General features: G+C 74.8%; 20 protein-coding genes and 2 riboswitches. Of the genes, 3 read left to right on the top strand and 17 right to left on the bottom strand.

Features of this window, described 5'->3' with window-relative positions; all coding sequences use genetic code 11:
- Positions 1–115 precede the first annotated feature (115 nt).
- A complete protein-coding gene (locus ACIP4P_RS00875) occupies positions 116–1,105 on the top strand; it encodes a hypothetical protein (protein WP_400913333.1) in 990 nt (329 codons plus the stop codon).
- Between the two features lie 25 nt (positions 1,106–1,130).
- Here the strand turns inward: ACIP4P_RS00875 and ACIP4P_RS00870 are convergent, their stop codons facing one another.
- Both ACIP4P_RS00870 and ACIP4P_RS00865 read right to left on the bottom strand, forming a co-directional pair.
- Positions 1,131–2,927 (bottom strand): acyl-CoA dehydrogenase, encoded by a 1,797-nt coding sequence (locus ACIP4P_RS00870; protein WP_400913331.1) that lies wholly within the window; start codon positions 2,925–2,927, stop codon positions 1,131–1,133.
- An 86-nt stretch (positions 2,928–3,013) separates the two neighbouring features.
- Entirely contained in the window at positions 3,014–3,367 is a 354-nt protein-coding gene (locus ACIP4P_RS00865; protein ID WP_400913328.1) for a winged helix-turn-helix transcriptional regulator, read from the bottom strand.
- A gap of 100 nt (positions 3,368–3,467) precedes the next feature.
- On the opposite strand from ACIP4P_RS00865, the gene ACIP4P_RS00860 reads away from it, so the two are divergent.
- Positions 3,468–4,022 (top strand): carboxymuconolactone decarboxylase family protein, encoded by a 555-nt coding sequence (locus tag ACIP4P_RS00860; protein WP_400913326.1) that lies wholly within the window; start codon positions 3,468–3,470, stop codon positions 4,020–4,022.
- 71 nt (positions 4,023–4,093) lie between these two features.
- Here ACIP4P_RS00860 and ACIP4P_RS00855 read toward each other — a convergent pair whose 3' ends face one another.
- From ACIP4P_RS00855 to ACIP4P_RS00805, 11 genes are all read right to left on the bottom strand, one after another.
- On the bottom strand, positions 4,094–5,908 hold the full coding sequence (locus tag ACIP4P_RS00855) for an alkaline phosphatase family protein (protein ID WP_400913323.1): 1,815 nt from the start codon (positions 5,906–5,908) through the stop codon (positions 4,094–4,096).
- Positions 5,909–6,114: 206 nt separating this feature from the next.
- Positions 6,115–7,731, bottom strand: a complete 1,617-nt coding sequence (locus ACIP4P_RS00850) for a serine hydrolase (protein ID WP_400913321.1) — start codon at positions 7,729–7,731, stop codon at positions 6,115–6,117.
- 137 nt (positions 7,732–7,868) lie between these two features.
- Positions 7,869–8,960 (bottom strand): endonuclease/exonuclease/phosphatase family protein, encoded by a 1,092-nt coding sequence (locus tag ACIP4P_RS00845; protein ID WP_400913319.1) that lies wholly within the window; start codon positions 8,958–8,960, stop codon positions 7,869–7,871.
- Positions 8,961–9,090: 130 nt separating this feature from the next.
- Positions 9,091–9,552, bottom strand: coding sequence for a MarR family winged helix-turn-helix transcriptional regulator (locus ACIP4P_RS00840; protein ID WP_400913317.1), 462 nt, complete (start codon positions 9,550–9,552; stop codon positions 9,091–9,093).
- 119 nt (positions 9,553–9,671) lie between these two features.
- Positions 9,672–10,136, bottom strand: a complete 465-nt coding sequence (locus ACIP4P_RS00835; protein ID WP_350518767.1) for a flagellar hook-length control protein FliK — start codon at positions 10,134–10,136, stop codon at positions 9,672–9,674.
- 26 nt (positions 10,137–10,162) lie between these two features.
- On the bottom strand, positions 10,163–11,242 hold the full coding sequence (locus ACIP4P_RS00830; protein ID WP_400913314.1) for a peptidase: 1,080 nt from the start codon (positions 11,240–11,242) through the stop codon (positions 10,163–10,165).
- A 47-nt stretch (positions 11,243–11,289) separates the two neighbouring features.
- Positions 11,290–12,132, bottom strand: a complete 843-nt coding sequence (locus tag ACIP4P_RS00825; RefSeq protein WP_400913313.1) for an ECF transporter S component — start codon at positions 12,130–12,132, stop codon at positions 11,290–11,292.
- Positions 12,129–13,772 (bottom strand): ABC transporter ATP-binding protein, encoded by a 1,644-nt coding sequence (locus ACIP4P_RS00820; protein WP_400913312.1) that lies wholly within the window; start codon positions 13,770–13,772, stop codon positions 12,129–12,131. The genes ACIP4P_RS00825 and ACIP4P_RS00820 overlap by 4 nt, the downstream gene beginning before the upstream one ends.
- Positions 13,769–14,965 (bottom strand): CbiQ family ECF transporter T component, encoded by a 1,197-nt coding sequence (locus ACIP4P_RS00815; protein WP_400913310.1) that lies wholly within the window; start codon positions 14,963–14,965, stop codon positions 13,769–13,771. The genes ACIP4P_RS00820 and ACIP4P_RS00815 overlap by 4 nt, the downstream gene beginning before the upstream one ends.
- On the bottom strand, positions 14,962–16,062 hold the full coding sequence (locus ACIP4P_RS00810) for a hypothetical protein (RefSeq protein WP_400913309.1): 1,101 nt from the start codon (positions 16,060–16,062) through the stop codon (positions 14,962–14,964). The genes ACIP4P_RS00815 and ACIP4P_RS00810 overlap by 4 nt, the downstream gene beginning before the upstream one ends.
- Positions 16,059–18,875, bottom strand: a complete 2,817-nt coding sequence (locus ACIP4P_RS00805; protein WP_400913307.1) for a prenyltransferase/squalene oxidase repeat-containing protein — start codon at positions 18,873–18,875, stop codon at positions 16,059–16,061. The genes ACIP4P_RS00810 and ACIP4P_RS00805 overlap by 4 nt, the downstream gene beginning before the upstream one ends.
- A 131-nt stretch (positions 18,876–19,006) precedes the next feature.
- Positions 19,007–19,161: riboswitch (cobalamin riboswitch) on the bottom strand.
- Positions 19,162–19,247: 86 nt separating this feature from the next.
- A riboswitch (cobalamin riboswitch) is annotated at positions 19,248–19,326 on the top strand.
- Between the two features lie 124 nt (positions 19,327–19,450).
- Here ACIP4P_RS00805 and ACIP4P_RS00800 point away from each other — a divergent pair.
- On the top strand, positions 19,451–20,869 hold the full coding sequence (locus ACIP4P_RS00800; protein WP_350518391.1) for a prenyltransferase/squalene oxidase repeat-containing protein: 1,419 nt from the start codon (positions 19,451–19,453) through the stop codon (positions 20,867–20,869).
- A gap of 112 nt (positions 20,870–20,981) precedes the next feature.
- Here the strand turns inward: ACIP4P_RS00800 and ACIP4P_RS00795 are convergent, their stop codons facing one another.
- From ACIP4P_RS00795 to ACIP4P_RS00780, 4 genes are all read right to left on the bottom strand, one after another.
- The gene (locus ACIP4P_RS00795; RefSeq protein WP_400913305.1) at positions 20,982–21,365 is read right to left on the bottom strand and encodes a nuclear transport factor 2 family protein; all 384 of its coding nucleotides are present in this window, start codon (positions 21,363–21,365) and stop codon (positions 20,982–20,984) included.
- A 54-nt stretch (positions 21,366–21,419) separates the two neighbouring features.
- Complete coding sequence (locus ACIP4P_RS00790; RefSeq protein WP_350518393.1) at positions 21,420–22,040, bottom strand: TMEM175 family protein; 621 nt, start codon at positions 22,038–22,040, stop codon at positions 21,420–21,422.
- A gap of 12 nt (positions 22,041–22,052) precedes the next feature.
- Positions 22,053–22,811, bottom strand: a complete 759-nt coding sequence (locus ACIP4P_RS00785) for an adenosylcobinamide amidohydrolase (protein ID WP_400914403.1) — start codon at positions 22,809–22,811, stop codon at positions 22,053–22,055.
- A 141-nt stretch (positions 22,812–22,952) separates the two neighbouring features.
- Positions 22,953–24,383 (bottom strand): alkaline phosphatase family protein, encoded by a 1,431-nt coding sequence (locus ACIP4P_RS00780; protein ID WP_400913303.1) that lies wholly within the window; start codon positions 24,381–24,383, stop codon positions 22,953–22,955.
- Positions 24,384–24,415 lie beyond the last annotated feature (32 nt).

Raw genomic sequence — 24,415 nt, 5'->3', positions numbered from 1 at the left:
GCGTTTCGCGCGCGACCGCCCCAGGCCCGGAACTCGATTGTGCGACAGGACGGTTGGGGCCGCCGGGGACGGGCAGAGCTGTGGCAGGCACCGTACGACCGGGGGGACGGAACCGATGCCTTCGACTTCGCCTGCGGGCGCTTCGGACAGACGTGGACCGGCCCGGGCCGGGACTGCGGTCCGACCGGGAACCACGCCCGCCGACCGGCCGGCTCCGCGCCGGTCGCGGATCGGTCTGGTCGCCCAGTTCGGCCTCCAGGTCCTGTACCTGCCGCTGGGGGTGCTGCTGCCCTTCGCCGTCCTGGCCCTGATCCTGGTGGGCGGCGGCGGTGCCGGCGGTGACCTCGACCTCCTGCTGGCCCCGTTCGAGGCGACCGGCGCCGGGCTCTCCTGGCGCCGCCTGCGCATCGAGTGGCGCGGCCGGCCCGAGGAGTGGGAGCCGTTCACCGAGGAGCTGTTGACGAAGCGTTTCGCCAGGGCCGAGCGGAAGAGCGGCTGGCGAGCCGCCGACCTGCCGCCCAACGGCGAGCGCCGGGCCGTCACCGGGCTCGGACGCCACCACTACCGGGCGCTGGCCCCGACCCGGGTCGAGCAACTGGCCGCACGGCACGGCTGGTCGGTGGACTGGGCGGCCAGCCGGACCATCGACGGCGAGCTGCGCTTCCAGCGCCTCCTCCCGCCCCCGGTGCGGCTCGGCGTCCCCGACCCGTACGGCCCGGTGCCCGAGCCGGGCGCGCCGTGGGGCCCGCTACGCCGCCGCGTGCTGGTACCGCTGCTCACCCTGGTGCTGCGGCCGCGGGTGCGCGCCCTGGAGCTGCTCGGCAGCCCGCGGCTGTACGAGCGCCACCTGCGCGGGCACCTGGCGAAGCGCTTCCGGGCCGAGCTGGCGCGCGAGCGCAAGCGGGCCGACTACCGCTTCGACCGGGCGGGCCGGGTGCTGCGCCGGGCCACCGTGCGGACCCCGCACTTCCGGGGCGCGGGCGCCGCGGTCGTGCTGCGGGTGGCCGCCGAACAGGGCTGGACGCTCGACCACTCGTACCCGGCCGATCCGACGGGGACGCTCCACCTCTGCCGGCTGGACGGCGGCAGCCCCCGGCGGCGCTGACCCCGTCCAGCCGTGGCGGCGCCGGTCAGAACCACTCCGGCCGGCAGTCCGCCGCCGTCCGGTCGAGACTGTCCAGCAGGTCGAACTGCGGTTCGGTGCGCGGGAGTTCGCTCCGGAAGAAGGAGCGGGCGGCCTGCCGCTTGCCCTCGTGGAAGGCGTCCGCGCCCTCGCCCAGGGCGAGGAACTGCTCCAGCCAGATCCAGGCCAGCACCACGTGGCCGACGGCCTCCAGGTAGGTGGAGGAGTTGGCCAATGCGGTGGCCGGGTCCCCGGTGGACCAGAGCCGGGCGGTGGTGCGGCCGATCCGCTCGGCGGCCTGCTCCAGCCGGGCCGCCAGCTCGGCCGCCTCACCGCCGACTCCCCTGGCCCGGGCGGTCGTTGCGGCGAGGGTGTCGAGCAGCAGCCGCAGGCCCGCGCCGCCGTCCATGACCACCTTGCGGCCGAGCAGGTCCAGGCCGTGGATGCCGTGGGTGCCCTCGTGGATGGCGTTGAGCCGGTTGTCCCGGTAGAACTGCTCGACGTCGTACTCGCGGGTGTAGCCGTAGCCGCCGTGCACCTGGATGGCGAGGTCGTTGGCGGCCAGGCACCACTGCGAGGGCCAGCTCTTGGCGATCGGCGTCAGCACGTCCAGCAGCAGGTGGGCGCGGTCCCGGTCGGCCCGCTCCGGGGCGGTGGTCTCCTCGTCGAGCAGCCGGCTGCAGTACAGCCCGAGGGCGAGCGCGCCCTCGACGTAGCTCTTCTGCGCCAGCAGCATCCGGCGCACGTCCGGGTGCTCGATGATCGGGACCTGCGGGGCGGACGGGTCGCGGCCGGTGAGCGGACGGCCCTGGGGGCGGCTGCGGGCGTAGTCGACGGCGTGCAGGTAGCCCGTGTAGCCGAGGGCGGTGGCGCCCTGGCCGACGCCGATCCGGGCCTCGTTCATCATGTGGAACATGTACGCCAGCCCGTGGTGCGGTTCGCCCACCAGGTAGCCGACCGCGCCCGGGGCGCCGCCCGGGGTGTACCGGCCCTCGCCGAAGTTGAGCAGGGTGTTGGTGGTGCCGCGGTAGCCCATCTTGTGGTTGAGGCCGGCCAGCACGACGTCGTTGCGCTCGCCGAGGGTGCCGTCCTCGCCGACCAGGAACTTGGGCACGATGAACAGCGAGATGCCCTTCACGCCCGCCGGACCGCCGGGGATCTTGGCCAGCACCAGGTGGACGATGTTCTCGCTGAGCTCGTGGTCGCCGCCGGAGATCCACATCTTGGTGCCGGAGAGCCGGTGGGTGCCGTCGGGCTGGGGGACCGCCCTGGTGGTGATGTCGGCCAGCGAGGAGCCGGCCTGCGGCTCCGAGAGGCACATGGTGCCGAAGAACCGGCCCTCCACCATCGGGCGGACGTAGGTGTCGATCTGCTCCGGACTGCCGTGCGCCAGCAGCAGGTTGGCGTTGCCGACGGTGAGCAGCGGGTACGCGGCGGTGGCGATATTGGCGGCCTGGAACCAGGCCCGGCAGGCGTTGGCGACCACCACGGGCAGCTGCTGGCCGCCGAGGTCGTAGTCCATCGAGGCGCCGACCAGCCCGGCGTCGGCGTAGACCCGCAGCGCCTCGCCGACCTCGGGGATCATCCGCACCCGCTCGCCGTCGAAGCGCGGCTCCTCGGCGTCGTTCTTCTTGTTGTGCGGGGCGAAGTGCCGGGTGGCGATGGTCTCGCTGAGCTCCAGCACCGCGTCGAAGGTGGACCGGTCGTGGTCGGCGTGCCGGGGGCGGCGGGTGAGGGCCGTGACGTCCAGCCAGTCGTACAGCAGGAAGTCGAGGTCGCGGCGGGAGAGCAGCAGGGAGTCCAAGGGGTCTGGTCCGTTCCTGGGGGTGCGGTCGAGCCGGGGTACCGGAGTCTTCCCCGGCCCGACCGCACCGTCAACACTCCCGCCGATCAGCCCAGTTCCCGGGCCCAGCGGCGGCTCCAGGCGTCGAGCGGACCGAGGGCGGCGATCAGGTCCTCGCCGAGCGGGGCGAGCCGGTAGAGCTCGCCGTCGCGGGTGAGCAGCCGGGCCTCGGCCAGTTCGGCCAGCCGGACGGTCAGCACGCTGGAGGACATCTGCTCACAGCGGCGCTGCAACTCCCGGAAGCCGCCGGGTGCCCGGCTGAGCTCCCAGAGCACGCGCAGCGTCCAGCGGCGTCCCAGCAGGTCGAGCGCGGCCATCACCGGCCGGCCGGTGCTGGAGCCGCGCACCGCCCGGCCGGGGCGTGGGGCACCCGCCGTCGCTCGGCCCTCCGTGTCGTCCATGCCGTTCTCCTCTGTCCGGTCTTGACGCTTCTGTTTTCGAAGCATCATAGTGGTGCTTCGAAAACAGAAGCGCCCGGGAACCGAAGCCAGGGAGTGCCGCATGCCGCGCATCCAGCCGCTCGAACCGCCCTATTCCGACGAGGTCCGGCAGGCGCTGCGGCGGTGGATGCCGCCGGGAACGCCGCATGAGCCGCTCGCCCTCTTCCGGGTCCTGCAGCGCAGCCCCGAACTCGCCTCCCGGATGTTCGCGCTCGGCGCCGGACTGCTCGGCCACGGGCTGCTGCCCGCCGCCGACCGCGAACTGGTCATCGCCCGCGCCACCGCCCGGGCCGGCTGCCACTACGAGTGGGGCGTGCACGCCGCCACCCTGGCCGACCGGGCCGGGCTCACCCCCGAGCAGCTCGCCGCCACCACGGTCGCCGGACCCCGGCCGCTGTGGTCGTACCGCCAAGCACTCCTGATGCTCGCCGTCGACGAACTCCACGACACCGCGGACCTCTCGGACTCCACCTGGACCGGGCTGTCCGCGCACTACAACGACGCCGAGCTGCTGGAACTCCTCGTGCTGGCCGGCTGGTACCGCACCATCGCGGGCCTGGCCAACGCCCTGCGGCTGGACGACGAGCCGTGGGCGGTCCCCTTCCCGGCCGCCTGAGCCCGCGCAGGCCGCCGCCCCGGGTCCGACCGTACGGTCGAGCGGAACCGGGGCGGCGGGATCTCCGGGTGTCAGCCGACGGTGACGGTGAACGGCCCGGCCAGCACCGAGTAGCCGTCGTTGGCCAGGAGGTACGCGTCGTAGCGGCCCGGGCCGCCGAGCTTGCCGGTGGCGAAGGTCAGGGCGCCGCTCTGGTTGGGCGCGTAGGACCAGGTGAGCGAGGAGCGGCTGCCCGGGGTGACGCCCGCCGGGTAGAAGCCGATCCAGTTCTTCGCCCCGGCCTGGCCCGCGGTCGGGACGGTGTAGCGCAGGGTGAGGTTGCCGCCGCTCGTCACCGCGTCGAGGTCGCCGGTGAGCGTCGGCCCGGTCGCGGTGGACGGCGCGAAGGCGGCGTTCAGCGGTGTGGCGTAGGTGTCGTTGGCGGTCAGGCCCGGCAGGCCGAGGGCGTCCTCGATGGTGCGGCCGATGCTGTAGTGGTCGTAGTGCTGGGGGCCGCTGGTGCCGGCCGGGACGCTGCCCTGGGAGCCGACGGCGATGGTGGCGACGTGGTCGTAGGCCTCGCCCGAGCTCTCGTCCCAGGTCAGCAGGAGCAGGGAGCGGTCCTGGGTCCAGGCGGGCGAGGAGAGCACCGGGGCGAGGGTCTGCTTCAGCCAGCCGTCCTGCACCTGGAGGCTGGTGGCGCTGCCGTTGCCGGAGGCCTCGCCGTCGTAGTAGTCGTCGGCGGCGATCCAGGAGAAGTTCGGGGTGGTGGCGGCCGACTGGAGGTCGGTGGTCAGCTGGGTGGTGTCGAACAGGTGGGCCGCGCAGCGGGCCGGGTTGCCGCTGATGTCGGTGTAGTTGATGAACGGCGCGTCGTCGGGCTCGTACTTGGCGTCGTACTGGGTGGTGGTGTTGCAGGGCGTGCCCATGCCCTGCTCGTAGGCCTTCCAGGTCTTGCCGGCGCCCTCGACGGTGTCGCCGAGGTTGCGCTGCGGGGAGTTGATGTTGGGCCAGTAGGTGGCGCCCTTGGTGTAGGTGTCGCCGCCCGCGATCGCCAGGTAGTTCTCGTCGCTGGGGTGGTAGACGGCGTGGGCGTCGGTGAGCGTGGCGCCCTGGGCCATCAGGCTGTGGATGAACGGGGTGTCCGCCGGGTCGTTCATGATCTGGGCGTAGTCGGTGTTCTCCATCATCACGGTGAACACGTGGTCGTAGCCTGGCACTCGGGAGGCCGGCGGGGCGACCGGGGCGGGTGCGGCGACCGGGGTGTCCAGGGTGAGCGAGAGGTTGTCCAGGTAGCCGGTCTCGTTGGTGGTGGAGAGGAACTGCACCTCGACCTGGATCGAGCGGGTGCCGGCCGGGACGGAGCCGGTGGCGCTGCGGGAGAGGAACTTGGTCGCCAGGCCGCGGTCGGTCGCCGAGACGGTGGGCAGCTTGGCGGTCGCGCCGAGCGGGTTGCCGTTCGCGTCCTGGAAGTGCAGGCCGACCGCGACGTAGCCGCCGTAGGTGGTCCAACCGCCCAGCCAGGCACCGAGGTTGTAGTGCACTCCGCCGCCGTCGATGGCGCCGGCCGCCGAGGAGACGTCGACGGTCTGGGCCATCGAGCCGTCGCCGAAGTTGCCCGGGCCGAAGAAGGCCTTGCCGGCGCTCTGACCGTCGCCCGGCAGGCCGAAGGAGCCGACCGAGGAGCACATCGCGTTGATGCCGCCGGACTGGACCGTCCAGCCGGGCACGGTGGTGGCGGCGCTCCAGTCGTTGGTGCAGTAGCCGCCGGCCTCGGCGTCGCCGTTGACGATCAGGTTGCCGCTGCCGCCTGCCGCCCGGGCGGTGGCGGGGGCGCCGACGACCAGGGCGCCGACGAGCGGGAGGGTGGCGAGCAGTCCGCCGAGCGGGCTCCAGCGCAGTCGCATGGGGGTACCTCGTCCCGTGGGTCGCGTGAGGGTGGGTCCCGTGGCGGTGCACCACGGGTGGGACATAGGTACCGGCTGGGCACTGGCCGGTGGAAGGGCGCGGAGGCGAACGCCGGTCGAACTTGGTCAGACAACTTCGCTCGCGTACCCGCCCGCCGGAAGGGGCGGCCGGGTCGAACGGGTACGGTGCGAAAACCGGCGCCGGCTCAACTCCGGGTGAAGGTGCCCAGGCCGTCGATGTCGAGCTGCTCGACCACCACCTTGGCGGCCTTCCCGTCGGCGCCCACGGTGAAGGTCACCCCGGAGCGGCCGACCGCGTTCTCGCCCTTGCTGAGGAAGCTGAACACGTCGCCGTCGAAGTGCTGGAGCGGGTAGCGGAGGTTGTCCGGACCCACCGTCATCACCAGCCCGCCGTTCTCCTCGGTCACCGTCAGCGGCCCGTAGTAGCCGCTGCCGTACGTCCCGGTGTACGCGGAGTCCGGCTTGGCCGGGGCGGCGCCGGCCGGCGCCTTGGTGTAGTCGGTCTTCGACACCGGGCTCGCCGCCGCGGCGGGCACCACCTTGCCGAGGAAGCCCAGCCAGTCGACCGTCTCCCGGCCCTCCTGGGCGACGTCGAAGAACTCCTCGGCCACCGCCTCCGGGAGGCCGGTCGGCTGGCCGTTGGTCAGCACCACGATGCCCAGCTGCTCGGAGGGCAGCAGGGTCACCGTGGTCGCCGCGCCCAGCTCGAAGCCGCCGGAGTGGTTCAGCCGCAGCCGGCCCCGGGAGTCGGAACCGACGTTCCAGCCCAGGCCGTAGAAGCTCGCGGTGCCCGCGGGCGCCCGCGCCGGGGTGCTGGTGTAGTGCGGCGTGCGGGTCTCGTTCAGGGCCGCCGGGTCGATCACCGGCCGGCCCTCGAAGGTCCCGTCGGCGAGCTGCAGCCGCATCCAGCGGGCCAGGTCCTGCACGGTGGAGCTGACCCCGCCGGCCGGTGACTGGGAGTCGGCGTTCTCGGTGGTGCTGACCTGCCAGCCGCCGTCCGTCTTCACGTGCGGCGCGGCCTTGTTCGCCGCCTTGTCGTAGTCGGCGCGGCGCGAACTGGTGGAGCCCATCCCCAGCGGCTTGTACAGGACGTCCGCCGCCAGGTCCTCCCAGGCCACCCCCTTGGCCTTGGCCACGGCCACCGCCGCCTCGGTCAGGCCGTAGTTGGTGTAGGCGTAGCTCGCCCGGAACGGGGTGAGCGGCTGGTCGCGCAGGTGCTGGAGGATGTAGTCCCGCTGGTAGCCGAGGTCCTCCAGCAGGTCACCGGCATGGTCCGGCAGGCCGCTGCGGTGCGAGAACAGGTCGGCGATCGTCACGTGGGCGCTCACGTACGGGTCGGCCAGGGCGAAGCCCGGGTCGTGGGCGGTCACCGGGTCGTCCCACTTCGCCACCTTCCCGCCGACCGCCCCGGCGACCACGGTCGAGGAGATCGGCTTGGACACCGAGGCCAGCTGGAACACGGTGTCCGGGTCCACCTGCTCCGGCTTGCCCAACTCCCTTACGCCGAAGCCCTTGGCGTGGATCACCTTGTCCTGGTACACGATCGCGAGGGCGACCCCGGGCACCCCGGTCCTGGCCATCGCGTCCTGGACGTAGCCGTCGATCCGCGCCACGGCCGAGTTCACCTGCTGCGCCGTCAACTGCGGGGCCGGCTGCGCGGGCGGCGCCGTGGCCGGGGCGGCGGAGGCGTCCGGCGTCGGCGCGGCCTCCGGATCGGTGGCCGCCGCCGAACTGCACCCGGCCAGCAACAGTCCCGCCACCACCGGTGCCACGCCCCGCGCCACCGCGCCCCGACCATCCATCACGGTCCTCCTCACCCGGGCGGCTCCACCGTCCGCCTCACGGCGGGAGTGTGGACGCCGTCGCCCGGCCCGGCCCGCCGCCGCGCACCGCACCCCACCGCATTCCACCCGTCCGGCGGGTGACGGCCGGTGCCGGTTCACCAGGCGATGCGGGCCGCCACCGGGAGGTGGTCGCTGCCGTCGGCCGGCAGCACCCGGGCGCCGGTCGCCGTCAGGCCGCGGAGCAGGACGTGGTCGATCCGCACCAGCGGGAAGGACGCCGGGTAGCTGAAACCGAAGCCCGCCCCGGCGGTGTCCTGGGCGGAGCGCATCCCCGCGGTGAGGCCGGCCAGCGCGCGGTCGTCCAGGGTGCCGTTGAGGTCGCCGAGCAGCAGTGCCCGCTCGCTCCGGTCGGCGGCCAGGGCTCGGACGAGGGCCCGGACGCCGGTGTCGCGCGAGGCCGTCCGGAAGCCCGCCGCGAGGCCGACCCGGACGGAGCCCAGGTGGGCCACGTACACGGGCAGCGGCCCGCGGTCGGTGGTCACCGTGGTGCGCAGCGCCCGGTTGCCGACGTCCACCCAGCCCTCCACGGGCTCGCCGTCGACCTGCGGCGCGTAGCCCATCACGTCGATCGGCCGGGTGTCGCCCAGCGGCAGCCTGCTCCACAGGCCGACGGTGCCCCGGACCGTGTGGTGGGGGTACGCCTCGGCCAGCCCCTTCTCGTAGACCTTCACGGTCTTCGGGGTCAGCTCCACCAGGGCCAGCAGGTCCGCGCCGGAGCCGGCCAGGTGGCGCGCGGTGGCGGCCGGGTCGGGGTTGTCGGCGTTCACGTTCTGTTCGACCACGGTGAGGTCGCCGCCCGGGCCGGACTTGTCGACGAGCAGGCCGCCGAACAGGTGGAGCCAGACCGCGACCGGCAGCAGCAGCGCCAGCACGGCGGCGGCCGAGCGGCGCCACAGCGCGGCGGCCAGCAGCAGCGGGACGCACGCACCGAGCCACGGCAGGCCGCTCTCCAGCAGGCTGCCGAGGTGCCAGCCGCTGTTCGGGATCTCCGCGTGCAGCAGCAGGACCAGGCCGAGCAGCAGCGCCGACGCCGTGAGCAGCGGTCCACGCCGCCACGGCTCCGGCCGGGCGAGGGCCCGGACCGCCCGCTGCCGCCCCGCCCGCCGCGGCGAAGCCCCTGGCACCGCCCCCGTCACCGGCTCCGCGGGCCCGTCCGCGATAGTCGTCGTGCCCTGCTCGTGGTTCATGCCACCAGTCAACGGGCGGGGGCGTTGCCGGGGCGTATCCGGTTTCCGATACGCGGACGATATCCGCGGGCCGGTGGCTACCGGGCGGCCGCGCCGGTCACGGCCCTGGACGACCGGCTGTGACCGGCCGTCACGACGGCCCCTGGGCGAGATTGTCGGTGACGCGTTGCAGCACGGAGAGCGCGGTCGCGTACTCCTCCTCCGTGATGTCGCCGAGGATCTCCGCACGCACCCGGTCCATGTGCTCCTTCACCGCCGCCAGGCCCGCGCGGCCCGGTTCCGTGAGGGTCAGCCGGCCGTCCGCGCCGCTGCCGAGCCAGCCCCGGTGGACGAGCGCGTCGACGGCGTGGACGATCACCTCCGCCCCCATGCCGTAGGGCACGGCCACGGCGCGGATCTCCGCTGCGGTGAGGCCGTGCTCGGCGCGGACGACGTTGTTGAGCGCCCACCACTGGGGCTGGGTCACGTCGATGCGTGCCAGGGCGGCTTGCGAGTGCCGCAGGATCGCCTCGGTGGCACTCCAGGCCACCAGGGCGATGGGCCGCCGGCCGGGCGTGGCGGTGCCGTTCTGTGGGGTGCTGGTGGTCGTCATGATCGTCACGCTAGGACCTCAAGTCCGCTTGAGGTCAAGGCGGTGACGCCGCCGCCACGGGGCACCGGGGAACCGTCGGGCGGCGGTGCGGGCCGGACCCGCACCGCCGCCCCGGACCGTCAGGGCGCGGTGATGCCCGGCTGGGCGCCGGCGCCGAAGGCCCAGCCCTCGACGTCGCCGGCGGCCGGGTGGTAGCCGCCCGCGCCGACGCTGCTGTACGACCAGGCGGTGCCGTGCTGGGCGTGCCAGTAGGACCAGTAGGCGCTGGCCGGGGCGCCGTTGCACGGGTTCGGCTGGACGTTGATCTGGCAGACGAAGCCCGGGAAGCGCGGGTGGAAGGCGTACGTGAACCCGGCGCCGGTGAGGGCGGCGAGGCCGTCGGCGGGGGTGCCGGGGGCGCAGCCGGTCTCGATGTCGCCGCCGAGCGCGGTGAAGTCGACCACGACGGTGACGCCACTGGTGCCGGAGCAGGCGTCCGCGTGCGCCGCCGGGGCCTGGACGGCGCCGGTGCCCAGCAGGGCGGCGGTGAGGGCGGTGACGGCGGCGAACGAGCCGAGGGTGCGGCGGGTGAGGTGGGTGCTCATGGCGGGGCCTCTCGAAGCGTTCGGGGTCAGCCGGCCGGGCAGGCCAGGACGGGGGCGGTCGGGCGGGCGCCGTCGGCGCTGAGGTCGGCGAGGCCCCGGCCGGAGAGGCCGAGGACGGCCTGGGTGGTGGCCCGGACGGCGGTGGCCTGGTTGAAGCCGCTCGCGTCGTAGGCGACGGCCCCGCGGACGGCCGGGTCGGCGGAGCAGCCCTGCTGGAACTTCAGCAGTCGGCTCCAGCCCTTGAGCCCGGCGCCGAAGCGGTCGCCGGCCAGCAGGGCCTCGGTGGCCAGGCCGGTGCTGTTGGCGTTGGCGGTGGTGGCGCCGCCGGTCGCGAAGCCGCCGTCGGCGCCCTGGTGGGCGGTGAGCCAGTCCAGGCCGGCCCGGGCGTCGGCGGTGCGGCCGGTGGCCGCGAGGGCCTGCACGGCGAGGGCGGTGGCGTCGGGGTCCCCGGTGCAGGTGGCCTGCCCGAGGGCGACCGGGAAGCCGCCGTCCGCGCACCGGGCGGCGACCAGGAAGTCGACGGCCTGGGCCGGGGCGCCGTCGGGGGTGCGCTGGAGGGCGAGCAGGGCGAGGGACTGGCCGAAGGCGTTGCTGTAGTCACCCCACTGCGAACGGTCGGAGAAGCGGCCGCTCGGGGTCAGCAGCGAGCGCAGCCGGGCCGGGAGGTCGACGCCGCCGAAGGCCGTCGGGTCGGCCCCGCGCACCTCGGCGGTGAGCAGCAGCTTGGCGGTGGCGCCCGCGTAGGCCGAGGTGGTGCCGTCGCCGAGGTAGCCGGTGAGGTTCTCCGGCTTCGCGAGCCAGGCGGTGGCCCGGGCGGCGGCCTGGTCGGAGCCGCCGGCGGCGGCGAAGGCGAGCACGGCGTCGGCGGTGAGGCCCTGGTCGGGGTAGGAGGTGCCGTTGTAGACGGTCACCAGGTGGTCGCCGTCGACGAGTTGGCGGGCCAGCCAGCCGGCCGCGGCGGCGTCGGGGCGGAACGTCGTCCTGCCGTGCGCCGCCGGGGCGGGGGTGTCGGCGGCGGCCGGGGCGTCGGCGAGGGCGGGCGCGGCGGCGGAGAGCAGCAGGGCGGGTATCGCGAGCAGGCCGAGGGAGCGGGTTCTCAGGGGCATGGCTGCCTTTCCGGGGCGGGAGGGGAGGAGGACGGCTCGACGGTTTCTCAGGTGCGGGCCGCGGTGCGGGGATCGGGGCCGGTGGCCGGCTCCCCCGCCGTCGCCTCGAACCGCACCTCGGGTTCGAAGTTGGCGCGCCGGGCGGCCCGCCGGAAGACGGTCAGCACGGCGGGGCCGACGACCAGGATCGCGACGAAGGTGGTGACGGCCCGGCCGGTGTCCCAGCCGAGCGAGGTGGCCAGGTCGAAGAGCAGGTAGCGGTGCCACTGCTCGGTGAACGGCAGGCCGGGGAGGTAGGCGATGGAGCTCTTCGGGTCGAGCGAGAACGGCCAGAAGGACAGGTTGAGCAGGAAGCCGAACAGGTAGCCGGAGACCGAGCCGTAGCCCGCGAGCAGCGCGATCTCCCACTTCCCGCGCGCCCTCGGCAGCAGCCCGGCGAGCATGCCGACGAAGGCGCAGCCGAACATCTGGTAGGGCATCCAGGGCCCGACCCCTCCGGTCAGCAGGGCGGAGGCGAACAGCGAGGTGCAGCCCAGGGTGAAGCCGAAGCCAGGACCGAACACCCGCCCGGCGAGCACCAGCAGGAAGAACACCGTCTCGATGCCCGCCGTGCCGGCGCCCAGCGGCCGCAGTCCGGCGTTGACGGCGGACAGCACGCCGAGCATGGCGAGCGCCTTGGCGTCGATGCCGCCCGCCGAGATCTCGGCGATCACCACCGCGATGACCAGCACCAGCAGCGCGCCGAAGATCAGCGGCGGGGCGTACGCGGAGCCGAACTTGCCGGGGGCGACCACGAACGGCCAGCAGAAGGCGACCAGGCCGATGAAGCCGGCCAGCGCGACGACGATCCCGGCCCGGGCCGGGATCCGGACGGCGGCCGCCGCACTCATCGGACCTCCCCCAGTGCCGCGCCGACCTGATGGACCGTCAAGTACGGCAGCGGAGCCAGGATCTTGGCCGCCTGCGGGGCGAAGGTCGGAGAGGCGGTGACGACCTCGGCGGTCGGGCCGTCGGCCACCACCTCGCCCTCGGCGAGCACCACCACCCGGTCCGCCGCCGAGGCGACGAACTCCACGTCGTGGGTGGAGATCACCACGCTGCGCCCCTCGGCGGCGAGCTGGTCGACGATCCGCACCAGCGCCTCCTTGGCGGCGTAGTCCAGGCCCCGGGTGGGCTCGTCGAGCAGCACCACCGTGGGTGCGGCGGCGAGTTGGACGGCGAGCACCAGGGCGAGCTTCTGCCCCTCGGAGAGGTCCCGGGGGTGGCTGCGGTCCGGGATGCCGGGGGCGAGCCGGTCCAGGATCTCCCGGGCGGTCGGGCCCTCGGTGCCGGACTCCCGGTCGGCCTGGGCGAGTTCGTCCCGGACGGACTCCAGGTAGAGCAGGTCGGTGGGGGTCTGCGGGACCAGGCCGACCAGTCGGCGGGCGTCGGCGGCGGAGAGCTTCTTGGGGTCGCCGCCCTTCCCGGGACGGCCACCGCGGGCCGGGCCGGTGACCTGGACGCTGCCGCCCTGGCGGGGCCCGGAGCCCTGGAGGGCCCAGAGCAGCGAGGACTTGCCGGAGCCGTTGCGGCCCATCAGCGCGGTGACCTCACCGGACCGCAGCTCCAGACCGACCTCCCGGACGGCCGTCACCGGCCCGTACCGGACCACCACCTTCCGTGCCTCCAGCACCCGTTCCCCCGCCACCGCTGCCCGGCGCGGCGGGGGAACGGGCACGTCGGCGAGCCGCTCCCGGAGCGGCGCGGCGGCCCGGCGGGCGTCCCGGACGGACAGCGGCAGCGGCCGCCAGCCGGCCAGCCGGCCGAGGTGGACCACCGGGGGTGCGACGGAGGCCTCGGCGAACACCTGGGCGGGCGGCCCGTGCACCACGGTGCCGTCGCCGGGCAGGTGGACGACCCGGTCGGCGTACTGGACGACGCGCTCCAGCCGGTGTTCGGCCAGCAGGACGGTCACCCCGAGGTCGTGCACCAGCCGGGTGATCGCGGCGAGCACCTCCTCGGCGGCGGTCGGGTCCAGGGCGGAGGTGGGTTCGTCCAGCACCAGGACGCGCGGGTGGGCGGTGAGCACCGAGCCGATGGCGACCCGCTGCTGCTGGCCGCCGGAGAGCTCGTGCAGCGCGCGGTGGCGCAGCTCGGCCAGCCCGAGCAGGTCGAGGGTCTCCTCGACCCGCTTCCGCATGGTCTCCGGCGGGATCGCCAACTGCTCCATCGCGTAGGCGAGTTCCTCCTCCACCGTGTCGGTGGTGAAGCCCGCCACCGGGTCCTGCCCCACCACGCCCACCACATCGGCGAGTTCACGCGGCGGGTGGTCGGCGGTGTCCCGGCCGGCCACGGTGACCCGACCGCGCAGGGTGCCGCCGGTGAAGTGCGGGACGAGCCCGTTGACGGCGCCGAGCAGGGTGGACTTGCCCACGCCGGTGCGGCCGACCACCAGGCACAGTTCGCCCTCGGGCACGTGCAGGTCGACGTCGCGCAGTACGGGTTCGGCGGCGCCCTGGTAGCGGACGCCGACGTGGTCGAAACGGATCACTGCGTAACCTCGGCGGGCTGGTGCTTGTCAACGGGTGCCATGGGTCCGGTCGGCGGTACCGGACGGTCCTGCGGCGGGGCGATCAGCCCGGCCGCGCCCGCCAGCAGCACCGCGACGGCCGGCACCGCCGGCAGCGCGGGCCAGCTCAGCGGGTGCAGCGAGGGGACCAGGTCGGTCGGGTCGTAGCCGACCGTGCCGAACAGGGTGGCCGCGGCGAGCACCCCGCAGCCGGTCACCCCCCACTCGGCGGCGCGGAAGCGGTCCGGCCGGTAGCTGGTGCGGCGCACCCGGCGGCCGCCGAGGGCCAGTCCCCCGCAGCAGAGCGCGGCGCCGACCAGCAGGGCGGGCAGGCCGAGGAAGCCGGGCGCGGTGCCGTCCAGCAGGCCGTACGCTCCAGCGCAGAGCCCGGCCATGCCGAGCAGCATCAGGGCGCCGGTGGCCCGCCGGGAGCCGCGGGTGGCGGTGCCCGAGCGGCCGTAGCCGCGCGAGTCCATCGCGGCGGCCAGCTTCAGCGAGCGCTCCAGCGCGTCCTCCAGCACCGGGACCACGATGCCGCGCAGCGCGCGCACCCCCTTGCCCGCGCCGGCCCGCAACCGCCGGGCCCGGGCGACCCGTTGGACGCTCTGCACCAGCTGCGGCGCGACGCTCACCGAGACCGTGACGGCCACCCCCAGCTCGTACAGCGCGCCGGGCAGCACCCGCAGCGCGCGCTTGGGGTTGGCCAGGGTGTTGGCCGCGCCGATGCAGCAGATCAGGCAGGCCAGCCGCAGCCCGTCGAAGGCCGAGGAGAGCACCGCCTCCAGCGAGACCGGGCCGCCGATCTCGATGCCCGCGTACCAGGCCGGGGTCGGGATGTGCGGGAGGGTGAACATCACGTGGTCGCTCGCGGTGACACCGGTCGCGAAGACGCAGCGGAACAGCACCCGGATCGCCACCACGACCAGGGCCAGCCACAGGTAGTAGCCGAAGCCGCGGGCCCAGGGCGCGTCGGTGCGGCGGGCGGTGACCACGTAGCCGAGCACGGCCAGCACCAGCAGGAGCAGCAGCGGGTTGGTGGTGCGGCTGGCGGCGGTGGCGAGGGCGAGCGCCCAGGCCCACCAGGCGGCCGGGTGCAGGGTGCGCGGCGCCCGGCGGCCGCCGATGCCGATGGCGTCGGTCGGCCGCCGGGGCGGGGCGGCGGTGGTCACCGTCACCGGTCCCTTCGGCGGCGCCGGCGGGCGGTCAGCGCGGCGGCGCCGCCGAGGCCGAGGGCGACCGCCACGGTGATCGCCAGCGGCAGCACCGAGCCGGAGTCGTGCGGGGCGTCCGCGGTGGGGGCGGCGTCGACCACGGTGGTGGTCGGGCTCGCCGAGGTCGCGGTGGCCGACGGGGTGTCGGTCGGCGTGGGCGGGTCCGTCGGGGTGGGTGTCCCCTCGGGGGTGGCGGCCGGGGTCGTCGGCTGGTCGGAGGCAGGCGCGTCCGGGGTCGGCTCCGGGGTGCCGTCGGCCGGGGCCGCCGTGCCGCCCGGGGCGGGGGCCCGGCCGGGGGCGGGCTGCCGGGCACCGCCGCCGGGCTGCGGGGCGGAGCCGGAGCCGTGGCCGCTGCCTCCCGACGCTGAACCGCCGGTGGTCGAGCCACCGGAGCCGGAACCGGAGCCGCCCGCCGTTCCGCCGCCCGAACCCGAGCCGCCGCCACCGCCGTTGGAGCCGTTGGAGCCGTTGCCCGAGCCGCCGCCGGAACCGGAGCCGCCGGTGGTCGAACCGCCGGGCGCGGTGTTGTGGGCCCGTAGGGAGTCCACCGGGATGGTCGGCCGCCCGATGGTCAGGGCGTCGTTGGTCTCACCGAAGATCCACAGGTCCACGCTGCCCGGATTGGGGTGGTAGCTCATCGCGCCGAGCTGGCTGTAGCTCCAGTCGGTGTCCCCCGGGTCGGCGTGCCAGTACGACCAGTAGGCCTTGGCCGGCGGGGTGAGGACGCACTTCTCCTGGTCGGCGGTCGGGTACTGCTTGCCGCCCAGGTACCCGCTGAAGCCGATCCGGCAGATGAACGCCGGGCCGTCGTGGCCGGTGCCGGTGGTGTGCCAGCCGCCCTGGTTGAGCAGCTCGTAGCCGGTGGTCGGCGTGGTGCCGCAGGAGCGCAGCACCGGACCGCCCCACTTGCTGAAGTCGATCGCCAGGATCACGCCGGAGGTGGTCGTGCACTGGTCCAGTGGCAACGGTGCGGCGGCGGCCGGGGTGGCCGTGCCGAGCAGCGCGGTGCCGATCAGCGAGAGCGCGCCGAGCACGGCCGCCAGGCCCTGTCGGCGGCTCATCGGTGCCGCCCCTGGCCGAGGCGGGTGCGGGAGACGGCGACGGCGGTGCCGCCGGCCAGCAGCAGGGCCAGGGCGAGCAGCGCCGGGAGGGCGGCGTCGCTGCCGGTGTGGGCCAGGCCGGAGCCGTTCGGGGCGGCGGCGTCGGCCACCACCGGCCGGACCTCGCCGCCCGGTGCCCCGCCGTCACCGGCGCCCGCCGGGGGCGCGTCGGTCACGCCGGGCGCGGAGGCCCCGGACGTCCCGGTCGGCGCCGGGGTGCCGGTCGAACTCGCGCCGGAGGTCGGGGACCCAGTGGAGGTCGGGGAGCCGGTGGAGGTCGGGGAGGCGGTCGCGGAGGGCGACCCGCTCGGCTGCGGCGTCCCCGCCGCCACCGGCCGCTTCAGCGTCCCGAAGGACGTGCCGACCGTCCCGCCCAGCACCTGGGTCGAGGCCCGGACGTCCGAGCCGCGCTGCCCGGCCGCCGCGACGTTGAAGCCGCCGTCCGTGTTCTGCTGCCCGGCCAGGAAGTCCCGGGCCCGCGAGATCGCCGGACCGTACTGCCCGGCCCGCAGCGAGAACGTCTGGACGGCCAGGGCGGTCGAGTTGGTCGAGTCGCCGGAGGCGCCCGGGAAGCCGCCGTCGGCGAGCTGCTTGCCCGCGATCCACGCGACCGCGCGGTCCACGGCCTGCCGGGCGGCCGGGTCGTCGGGGAGCAGGTCGAGGGCCATCGCGGCCATCGCGGTGCTGTCCACGTCGGAGTCGCCCTTGGCCGGGATCAGGCTCGGCCAGGAGCCGTCGGCGTGCTGGAGGCCGGTCAGGTAGCGCACCGGCTCGGTGGCGTGGGCGCCGTCCCCGGCCCGGAGTTGGGCGATGATGCCGAGCGACTGGGAGAACACCGAGGTCGCGTAGCGGTAGTTGCCCTGGGCCGCGCAGGCGGTGTCGGGGGCCTGGCTGGGCGCGGTGCAGATGATGGCGGCGAGCGCGGCGATCAGGTCCTGGCCGCCGAAGGCGCGCGGGTCGCGGCCGACCACCTCGGCGAGCAGCGCCGTCTTGCCGATCGAGCCGCCGCCGGCGAACTCGGTACCGACGTTCGTCCAGTCGTCCACCGTCCGGCCGTTGCCGTCCTTGCCGTGCTGGTCGAGGAAGTCGGCGATCCGGCCCAGTGCCTTGTCGTCGCTGCCGGTGGCGGCGAGGGCGAAGGCGCCGTCGATGGTCAGCCCGAAGTCGGCGAAGCCCGGGAAGCCCTCGTAGTACTGGCCGCCGATCAGCCGGGTCGGGTCGGTGAGGTAGGCCGAGCCCTTGGCCAGGTCGGGCTTCCGGTGCAGGTCGTGGTCGAGCGCGGCGAGGTCGGTGCCGGCCAGGGCGAGCACCGCCTGTCCGGTGGCGGTGGGGTCCGCGTCGGTGGCGGCCGGGTCGGTGGTGAAGCCCCCGGAGGGCAGCTGCCGGGCGGCGATCCAGCCGGTGGCGGCCGCGTCGGCGTCGGTGCGGCCGGCCGCCTTCAGTGCCTGGGCGGCCAGCGCCGTGGTGTAGGTGTCGCTCGCGCCGGCCCAGGAGTACGGCCAGAGGCCGCCGTCGGGCTTCTGCTGGGCGGCGGTCCAGGCGTCGGCGCGCTTGACGGCGTCGGGCGCGGCGCCGGCCCGGCGCAGGGTGAGCGCGGTCAGCGCGGTGGTGCCCGGGTCGCCGTCGCAGTGGTCGCCGGGGGCGATCATCACGGAGGAGACGCCGCCGTCGGCGCACTGGGCGGAGGTGAGCCGGGTGACGGCGGTGGGCGGCAGGGCGGTGCCGGAGCGGGCGAGGGCCAGCAGGGCGAGGGCCTGGTTGACGGGATAGGTCGCGCCCTCGAAGTCCCCGGCCGCGGTGCAGGCGCCGAGCTTGCCCTGGGCGGTGCAGACGTGGTCGGTGAGCGCGGCGATCAGGTCGTGTCCGCCGAAGGCGCGCGGGTCCCCGCCGGTGATCTCGGCGAGCAGGGCCAGCTGGGCGACGGCCCGGGGGACGGGGGCCGCCTCGGGGCCGCCCGGGAAGGCGTACTGGTCGGTGTGGGCGGCCAGGTAGGCGACGATCTTGCGCAGGGTGTCGTCCTGCCCGCCGGCCGCGGCCAGCGTGAAGGCGGTGTCGGTGGTGGCGTCGTAGTCCACCGCCTTCGCCGAGGGGTCGTACACGTGGTCGCCGTCGGTCAGCCGGGCGACCAGCCAGCGGGCCGCGGCGGGCAGGTCGGCCTTGGGGGGCTTCGGCGTACCGGTCGCGGTCGGCGTGGGGGTGGGCGTGGGGGTCGGCGTGGGCGTGGGCGACCCGCCCTTGGCCCGGACCGAGTCCGGGGTGAAGGTCGGGGAGCCGGTGGTGCCGCCGACGTCCGTCCCGCCGTACACCCAGGCCTCGACCTCGCCGGGCGCGGGCTTCTGCGACATCGCGCCGAGCGTGGCGTACGACCAGTGGTCCTGGCCGACCGGGGCGATCCAGTACGACCAATAGCCGGTCGCCTGCGGGGTGTTGACGCAGGACTCCTTGTCCGGCGTGGGGTACTGGGTGCCGTCGTGGAAGGCCGGGTTGCCGAGTCGGCAGACGAAGGCGGGGCCGTCGTGCGCCGTGCCGGCGGTGCTGAACCCGCCGTTGTGCAGCAGGTTCATCCCGGTGGTGGGGTGGGCGTCGCAGCCGCGGACCACGCCGCCGCCGAACGGGCCGAAGTCGACCGCGACGACGGCCCCGGAGGTCGCCGTGCACTGCTCCAGCGGGTCCGCGTGGGCGGCGGTCCCGGGCAGGGCCACCAGGGCCAGGCTGCCCGCGGTCAGCGCGAGCGCGGCGGCGGCCGCGGAGGCGGCGGTTCCTCGCCGCCACACGGTGGGACGGTGTCTGTGGACCGGCACGGAACGAACTCCCCTGTCGACTGCGGCGTCGGCGGGGACACGGGTGCGCAGCAGGGCACCCCGGGGCAGGGGTGGGCCGTACCGCGTCGCAGTCCTCGACGACGCTCGTGCGTACTCCATGGCGCAGGCATTCCGGCTCGCCCGCCGGGACGAGTCGACTGAACTCGTCGGTACGGGCACACGGTTGCGGGACAGCGCCGGATTCGAACCGGCTTCCCCTGACTCCCCTGGAGGAAAAACGCTTCATCAGACCATGGCCGGACCAGCGAGGTCAACGATTCGTCATATCGTCTACGTCACGGCTCGTTCGAATTCGATGCGGTAAGGTCCCGGCTCGGCCGAGCGGGGGAACCCGGTGGAAATCCGGGGCTGACGCGCAACGGTGTGCGGGGCGGCACTGCCTCCCCCGCGAGCCCGGATGCCCGGCGGCCGCACTGTTCCGCGGAAGTCCGTCCACGCGATCCGGGCGTCGGCCGCCCTCGCGCCGACGCCGAAACCGCCGACGCACCGGGCACGGTCGGGGCCCCTCACCCCCCAGGAGCCCTTCCATGACCCGCACCCTCCACCGCGGCCTCGCCACCGCCGTCGCCGCCCTGGCCGCGGCCGGCACCGCGCTCGCCACCGCCGTCCCGGCCCAGGCCACCGCGAGCCCGACCCAGATCAGCACCTCCGTCACCAACGGCGTCGCCTACCTGCGCAGCCTCCAGGGCGCGGACGGCGGCTACGCGGGCAGCGGACTGTCCAACGAGTGGGCGTTCAGCGCCCTGGCCGCGGCCGGGACCGCCGCCGCCGACGTCACCCCCGGCGGCGACGCCACCAAGAACGCCCGCCTGGTCTACCGCAACCAGCTCGCCGCCCCGACCTGGCCGAACGCCAGCCCGGTGGTCACCGACTACGAGCGCGGCATCCTCAACTCCTACGCGGCGGGCATAGACCCGGCCCGGGTCGGCCCCGGCCGCAACCTGATCGCCGACGCCGTCTCCTACTGGCAGACGTCCACGCCCGGCTACTACGGCCCCGCCGCAAACTTCAACGGCACCGTTTTCGCCCTGCTCGCCCTCGGCGGCGCCCGCACCCAGGCCGGCGCCCAGCGGGTGCCCCAGCCGCTGCTGGACGCCTCCACCGCCGTGGTGCGTGCCAACCAGCACACCGACGGCGGCTGGAACTACAGCAAGGCCGCGGGCGACCCGAACGCCCTCGGCCAGCCCAGCGACGTCGACATGACCGGCGCGTCGATGGCCTCGCTGTGCGTCGGCGGGGTGGCCAACACCGACCCGGCGGTGCTCGCCGCGAAGGGCTTCCTCAAGGCCAAGATGGCCACCTCGGGCGCGTTCAACGCGATGTACGGGGTGAACACCGACTCCAACGGCTGGGCCGTCTCCGGCCTGATCGCCTGCGGCTTCGACCCGCAGGGCACGGACTTCACCTCGCCCGCCCCGTTCAAGAAGACCCCGGTGGACTTCCTGATCTCCCAGCAGTTCAACCCCGGCGGCGGCTTCCGCTACCAGCCCACCGACACCTCGCCCAGCGCCTACGCCTCGGTCGACGGCCTGCGCGCGGTCGCCGGCGGCGGCTTCACGGCCACCCCGCCCACCCCGGTCACCGCGGGCGAGCCGCAGTTCGTGGCCACCTCCGGCTTCACCCCGGGCACCGCCGCCCGGATCGCCCTGATCGTCGACGACGGCACCGGCAACCCGCGCCCCTGCGCGGTCACCATCACCCCCACCGGCAGCACCGCGACCCTCGGCGACGTGCTCGACGCGGCCGCCACCGCGAGCCCGGCCGGCTGCGTCACGGCGGTCACCCCGGCCAGCGGCGTCGCCGGTCCGATCACCTCGCTCAACGGCGTTGCCAACAGCGGTACTTCGAGCTGGCTGCTGTCGACCGACGGCGGCGCCTCGATCACCGCCGACCGCACCGCCGTGGTCAACCTCGGCGACACCGTCTCGCTGCGCTACGGCAGCTGACGTACCCCGTGCGGACGGCGGCCCCGGGAACGTCCGGGGCCGCCGTCCGTCCGCCGTCGGTCCGTCCGCCGTCGGTCACCCGTCAACCGGCAACCGGCAACCGGCAACCGGCTCAGGCCTCGGGGCCGTACGCGCCGAAGCCCCGGCAGACCCGGCCCTCGCGGAAGCTGAGCACCTCGGCGACGGCCCGGCCGCGCTCGTTGCGGTAGTTGATGACGAGGGTGTCGACCGAGACCCGGACGTCCTCGACGGTGAAGTGCAGATCGGGCAGGTGCTTCAGGCCCTTCGCCCAGTAGACCCGCAGGGCCTCCTTGCCGCGCACCTCGCCGGACGGGTCGCCGATCAGTTCGAGGATCCGGGGCGAGGCGAAGACGACGTCCTCGGTGAAGTGGGCGAGGATGCGCTCCAGGTCGTGCGCGTTCCAGGCGTCCGCCCAGTCCCGGGCGAAGCGGGTGCCGAATTCGTGGTTGAAGTTGCGGTCGAAGTCGTGGTCCATGCCCCTGGACGGTAACGACAACCGGCCCTCCCCGCCCGTGGTTCCACCATCCGGTCAGCCCGCCCGGTCGAGCAGCGGCACCCGCACCTGGTTGAAGCCGTAGTAGAGGGCGAGCAGCCCGTGCACGGCCAGGGCCGCCGGGGCGGACAAGAAGGCCAGGGCGACGGTCAGCGGGTAGACCACCAGGCCCAGTTCGAACCGCCAGCGGGCGGCCCGGGCGGCCGGCACGTCCACCCGCGCGTCGAAGCAGTGGCCGGTGCGGGTGGCGTAATTCCAGAAGAGGCTGAACAGCACCGCCTGGCCGACCATCACCGCGCCGTACACGGCCGCGGCCACGTTCGCCGCCGAGCCGTTCCGCAGGTTCTGCGCGACCAGGGCGGTCGGGAAGGGCAGCACCGAGACCAGCATCAGCAGCAGCAGGTTGAGGAACATCAGGGTGCGGTCGACCCGGGCCAGGTGCCGGAACAGGGTGTGGTGGTTCACCCACTCCACACCGATCACCAGGAAGCTCACCACGAACGCGAAGTAGGACGGCCACTGGGCGCCGAGCGCCCGCCACAGCTCCGCCGCCCCGTGCGCCTGCGGGATCCTGATCTCCAGCACCAGCAGGGTGATCGCGATCGCGAAGACCCCGTCGCTGAACGCCTCGATCCGGCCGGTGTCCGTCGTCTCCACCGGCAGAGCATCTCAGCCGGGCTGCGGCACCCGTCCGCGCAACGCCGGGGCCGGCGGAGCGGCATCGGGCCCGGCCAGCAGGTCCGGCACCCGGCAGGGCGGGACGGAGGCCGGGTGCGGCACGGGCGCCCCGAGGGCGCGGCGGGCCCGGTCCCGTTCGGCGCCGGCCTGCACCGCCCGGTGGACCGCCCGGGCCAGCCGGGCGCCCCAGACCGACCGCGGTCCGCCGAAGGGGTCGGCCGCGCCGCCGTCGGTCCGGACGGCCACGCAGACCGCGTCCGAGGGGGTGCCGGAGCAGTCGTACCCGGCGTCCAGCAGCGCCTGCACCTTGGCCTCGGTCGCGGTGGCCAGCAGGTTCACCAACCCGGCGTCGGCGACCGGGGCCGGCACCACGGCCAGGATGTTGATCGTGCCGGGCCGGTGGGCGGCCGGCCGGGCGGCGGGGTCGGCCGCCCAGACCGGGACACCGATCCCGGCGGTGACCACGGCGGTGACGCCCTCGTCCTCGGCCCAGGTGCAGTCGTCCACCTCGGCCGCCGTCATCAGCCCGACGCCGGAGCCGGTCAGGCCCTCGGCGGCGGCCAGCTCGGCCAGGTGTTCGGCCGGGTCCATCCGCGCGTAGCCGGGCCGGACCTGGGCGTTCAGCACCCAGGACCGTTCGCCCAGCCCGCCGCCGAGCACCGCGCTGCTGACCATCCGCCAGCCCGGCCCGGCCCGCCACACCAGCAGGTGGCGGCAGGCGCCGTCCTCGACCCGCGCGGACCGGCCCACCCGGACCGGTCCGTCCTGCCGTCCGTCCCGCCGTCCGTCCTGCCATCCGTCCACGACCGACCTCCCTCGACCGGGCACGCTACCGCGCCCCCGGCCCGGGCCGACCGGCGGGCACCCGCCTCCGGCCGGGTGGGCCGAGCGCTAGCGCGGCAGGCGCGGGCGGGTGCCGGGCTCCTGGACGGGGAACGGCTGTCCCCCGCCCGGGAAGGTGGGCGCCGGGTAGTTGGCCACCTCGTACTCGGCCAGGTCGAGCTGCTCGGCGGTCGGCGGCAGCGGCGGGGCCGGGTGCCGGCCGGCGTCGAACTGGAAGGCCGACGTCAGGTCGCCGAAGGTGCGGCGGCGCCAGTCGGTGAGGGTGGCCGAGCGGACTCCGGTGAACCGCTCCAGGAACCGCAGCACCGAGGTGTGGTCGAAGGCCTCGTCGGCGACCCAACCGCCCACCGTCCAGGGCGAGATGATGAGGCACGGCACCCGGAAGCCGCCGCCTATCGGCAGCCCGTCGACGAACTCGCCCGGCGTCCCGGCCGGGGGCACCGGCGGCGGCACGTGGTCGAACAGGCCGTCGTTCTCGTCGTAGTTGAGGATGAACACCGTCTTGGCCCACACCGCGGGGTTCGACGCGACCGCCTCGATCTTGGCGGCGACGTAGTCGGCGCCGGCGGCGGGCAGGTAGTCCGGGTGCTCGGACTGGTAGCTGGTCGGCAGGATCCAGGAGACGGCGGGCAGCCGGTCGTTGCGCGCGTCCTCCTCGAAGGTGCCGGCCGGGCGGGTCGTCATGCCTCGGCGGTGCAGCGCACTGCCAGGCTTGGCCTGCTGGAAGCTCTTGAAGAGCGAGAGCATGTTGATGCCGTAGTTGTCGGCCTCCTGGTACACCTGCCAGCTGACGCCGGCGGTCTCCAGCTGTTCGGCGTAGGTCTTCCAGGTCAGCGGCTCGGGCGCGGAGTTCTGGATGATCGGGCCGCCCTGGCCCCCGTCGGCGCCGATCGAACCCGTCATCCAGTACAGCCGGTTGGGCCAGGTCGGCCCCTGGACCGAGCAGAAGTAGTTGTCGCAGACGGTGAACGCGTCGGCGAGGGCGTACTGGAAGGGGATGTCCTCCCGGGTGTAGTACCCCATCACGTACGGGCCGTTGACGCCGTCGGCGGCCCGGTGCGCGGGCAGCCACTGGTCCATCCTCCCGCCGTTCCACGCCTGGTGCTGGACCGCCCAGGCGTGGCTGGTGGACGGGATCGCCTGGGCGCTCGTGGTGCCGGTGTCCAGGCGGAACGGCAGCAGGTAGCCGTCCGGGTTCTCGCCGTCGGGCTGGTAGAACACGGAGCGCCCGTTCTCCAGCCGCAGGGCGTCCGGGTCCGCGAAGCCGCGGACACCGGCCAGCGTGCCGAAGTAGTGGTCGAAGGAACGGTTCTCCTGCATCAGCAGCACCACGTGCTCGACGTCCCGCAGCGAACCGGCCTTCGGCACGCCCGCCGCCACCGCCCGCTGGACGCTCGGCGGCAGCAGGCTCATCGCCGCCGCCGATCCCAGCACGCCGGCCGCCGATCCGAGCAGCCTCCGTCGGGTCATTCCGGACATCAGCTTCACCCTCTCCGTCGTGCCGGTGCGGG

Source organism: Kitasatospora sp. NPDC089509 (assembly GCF_044749365.1).
Classification (GTDB): Bacteria; Actinomycetota; Actinomycetes; order Streptomycetales; family Streptomycetaceae; genus Kitasatospora.
Note: the sequence above shows the minus strand (reverse complement) of the source record. Positions and strands in the feature narration are given on the sequence as shown.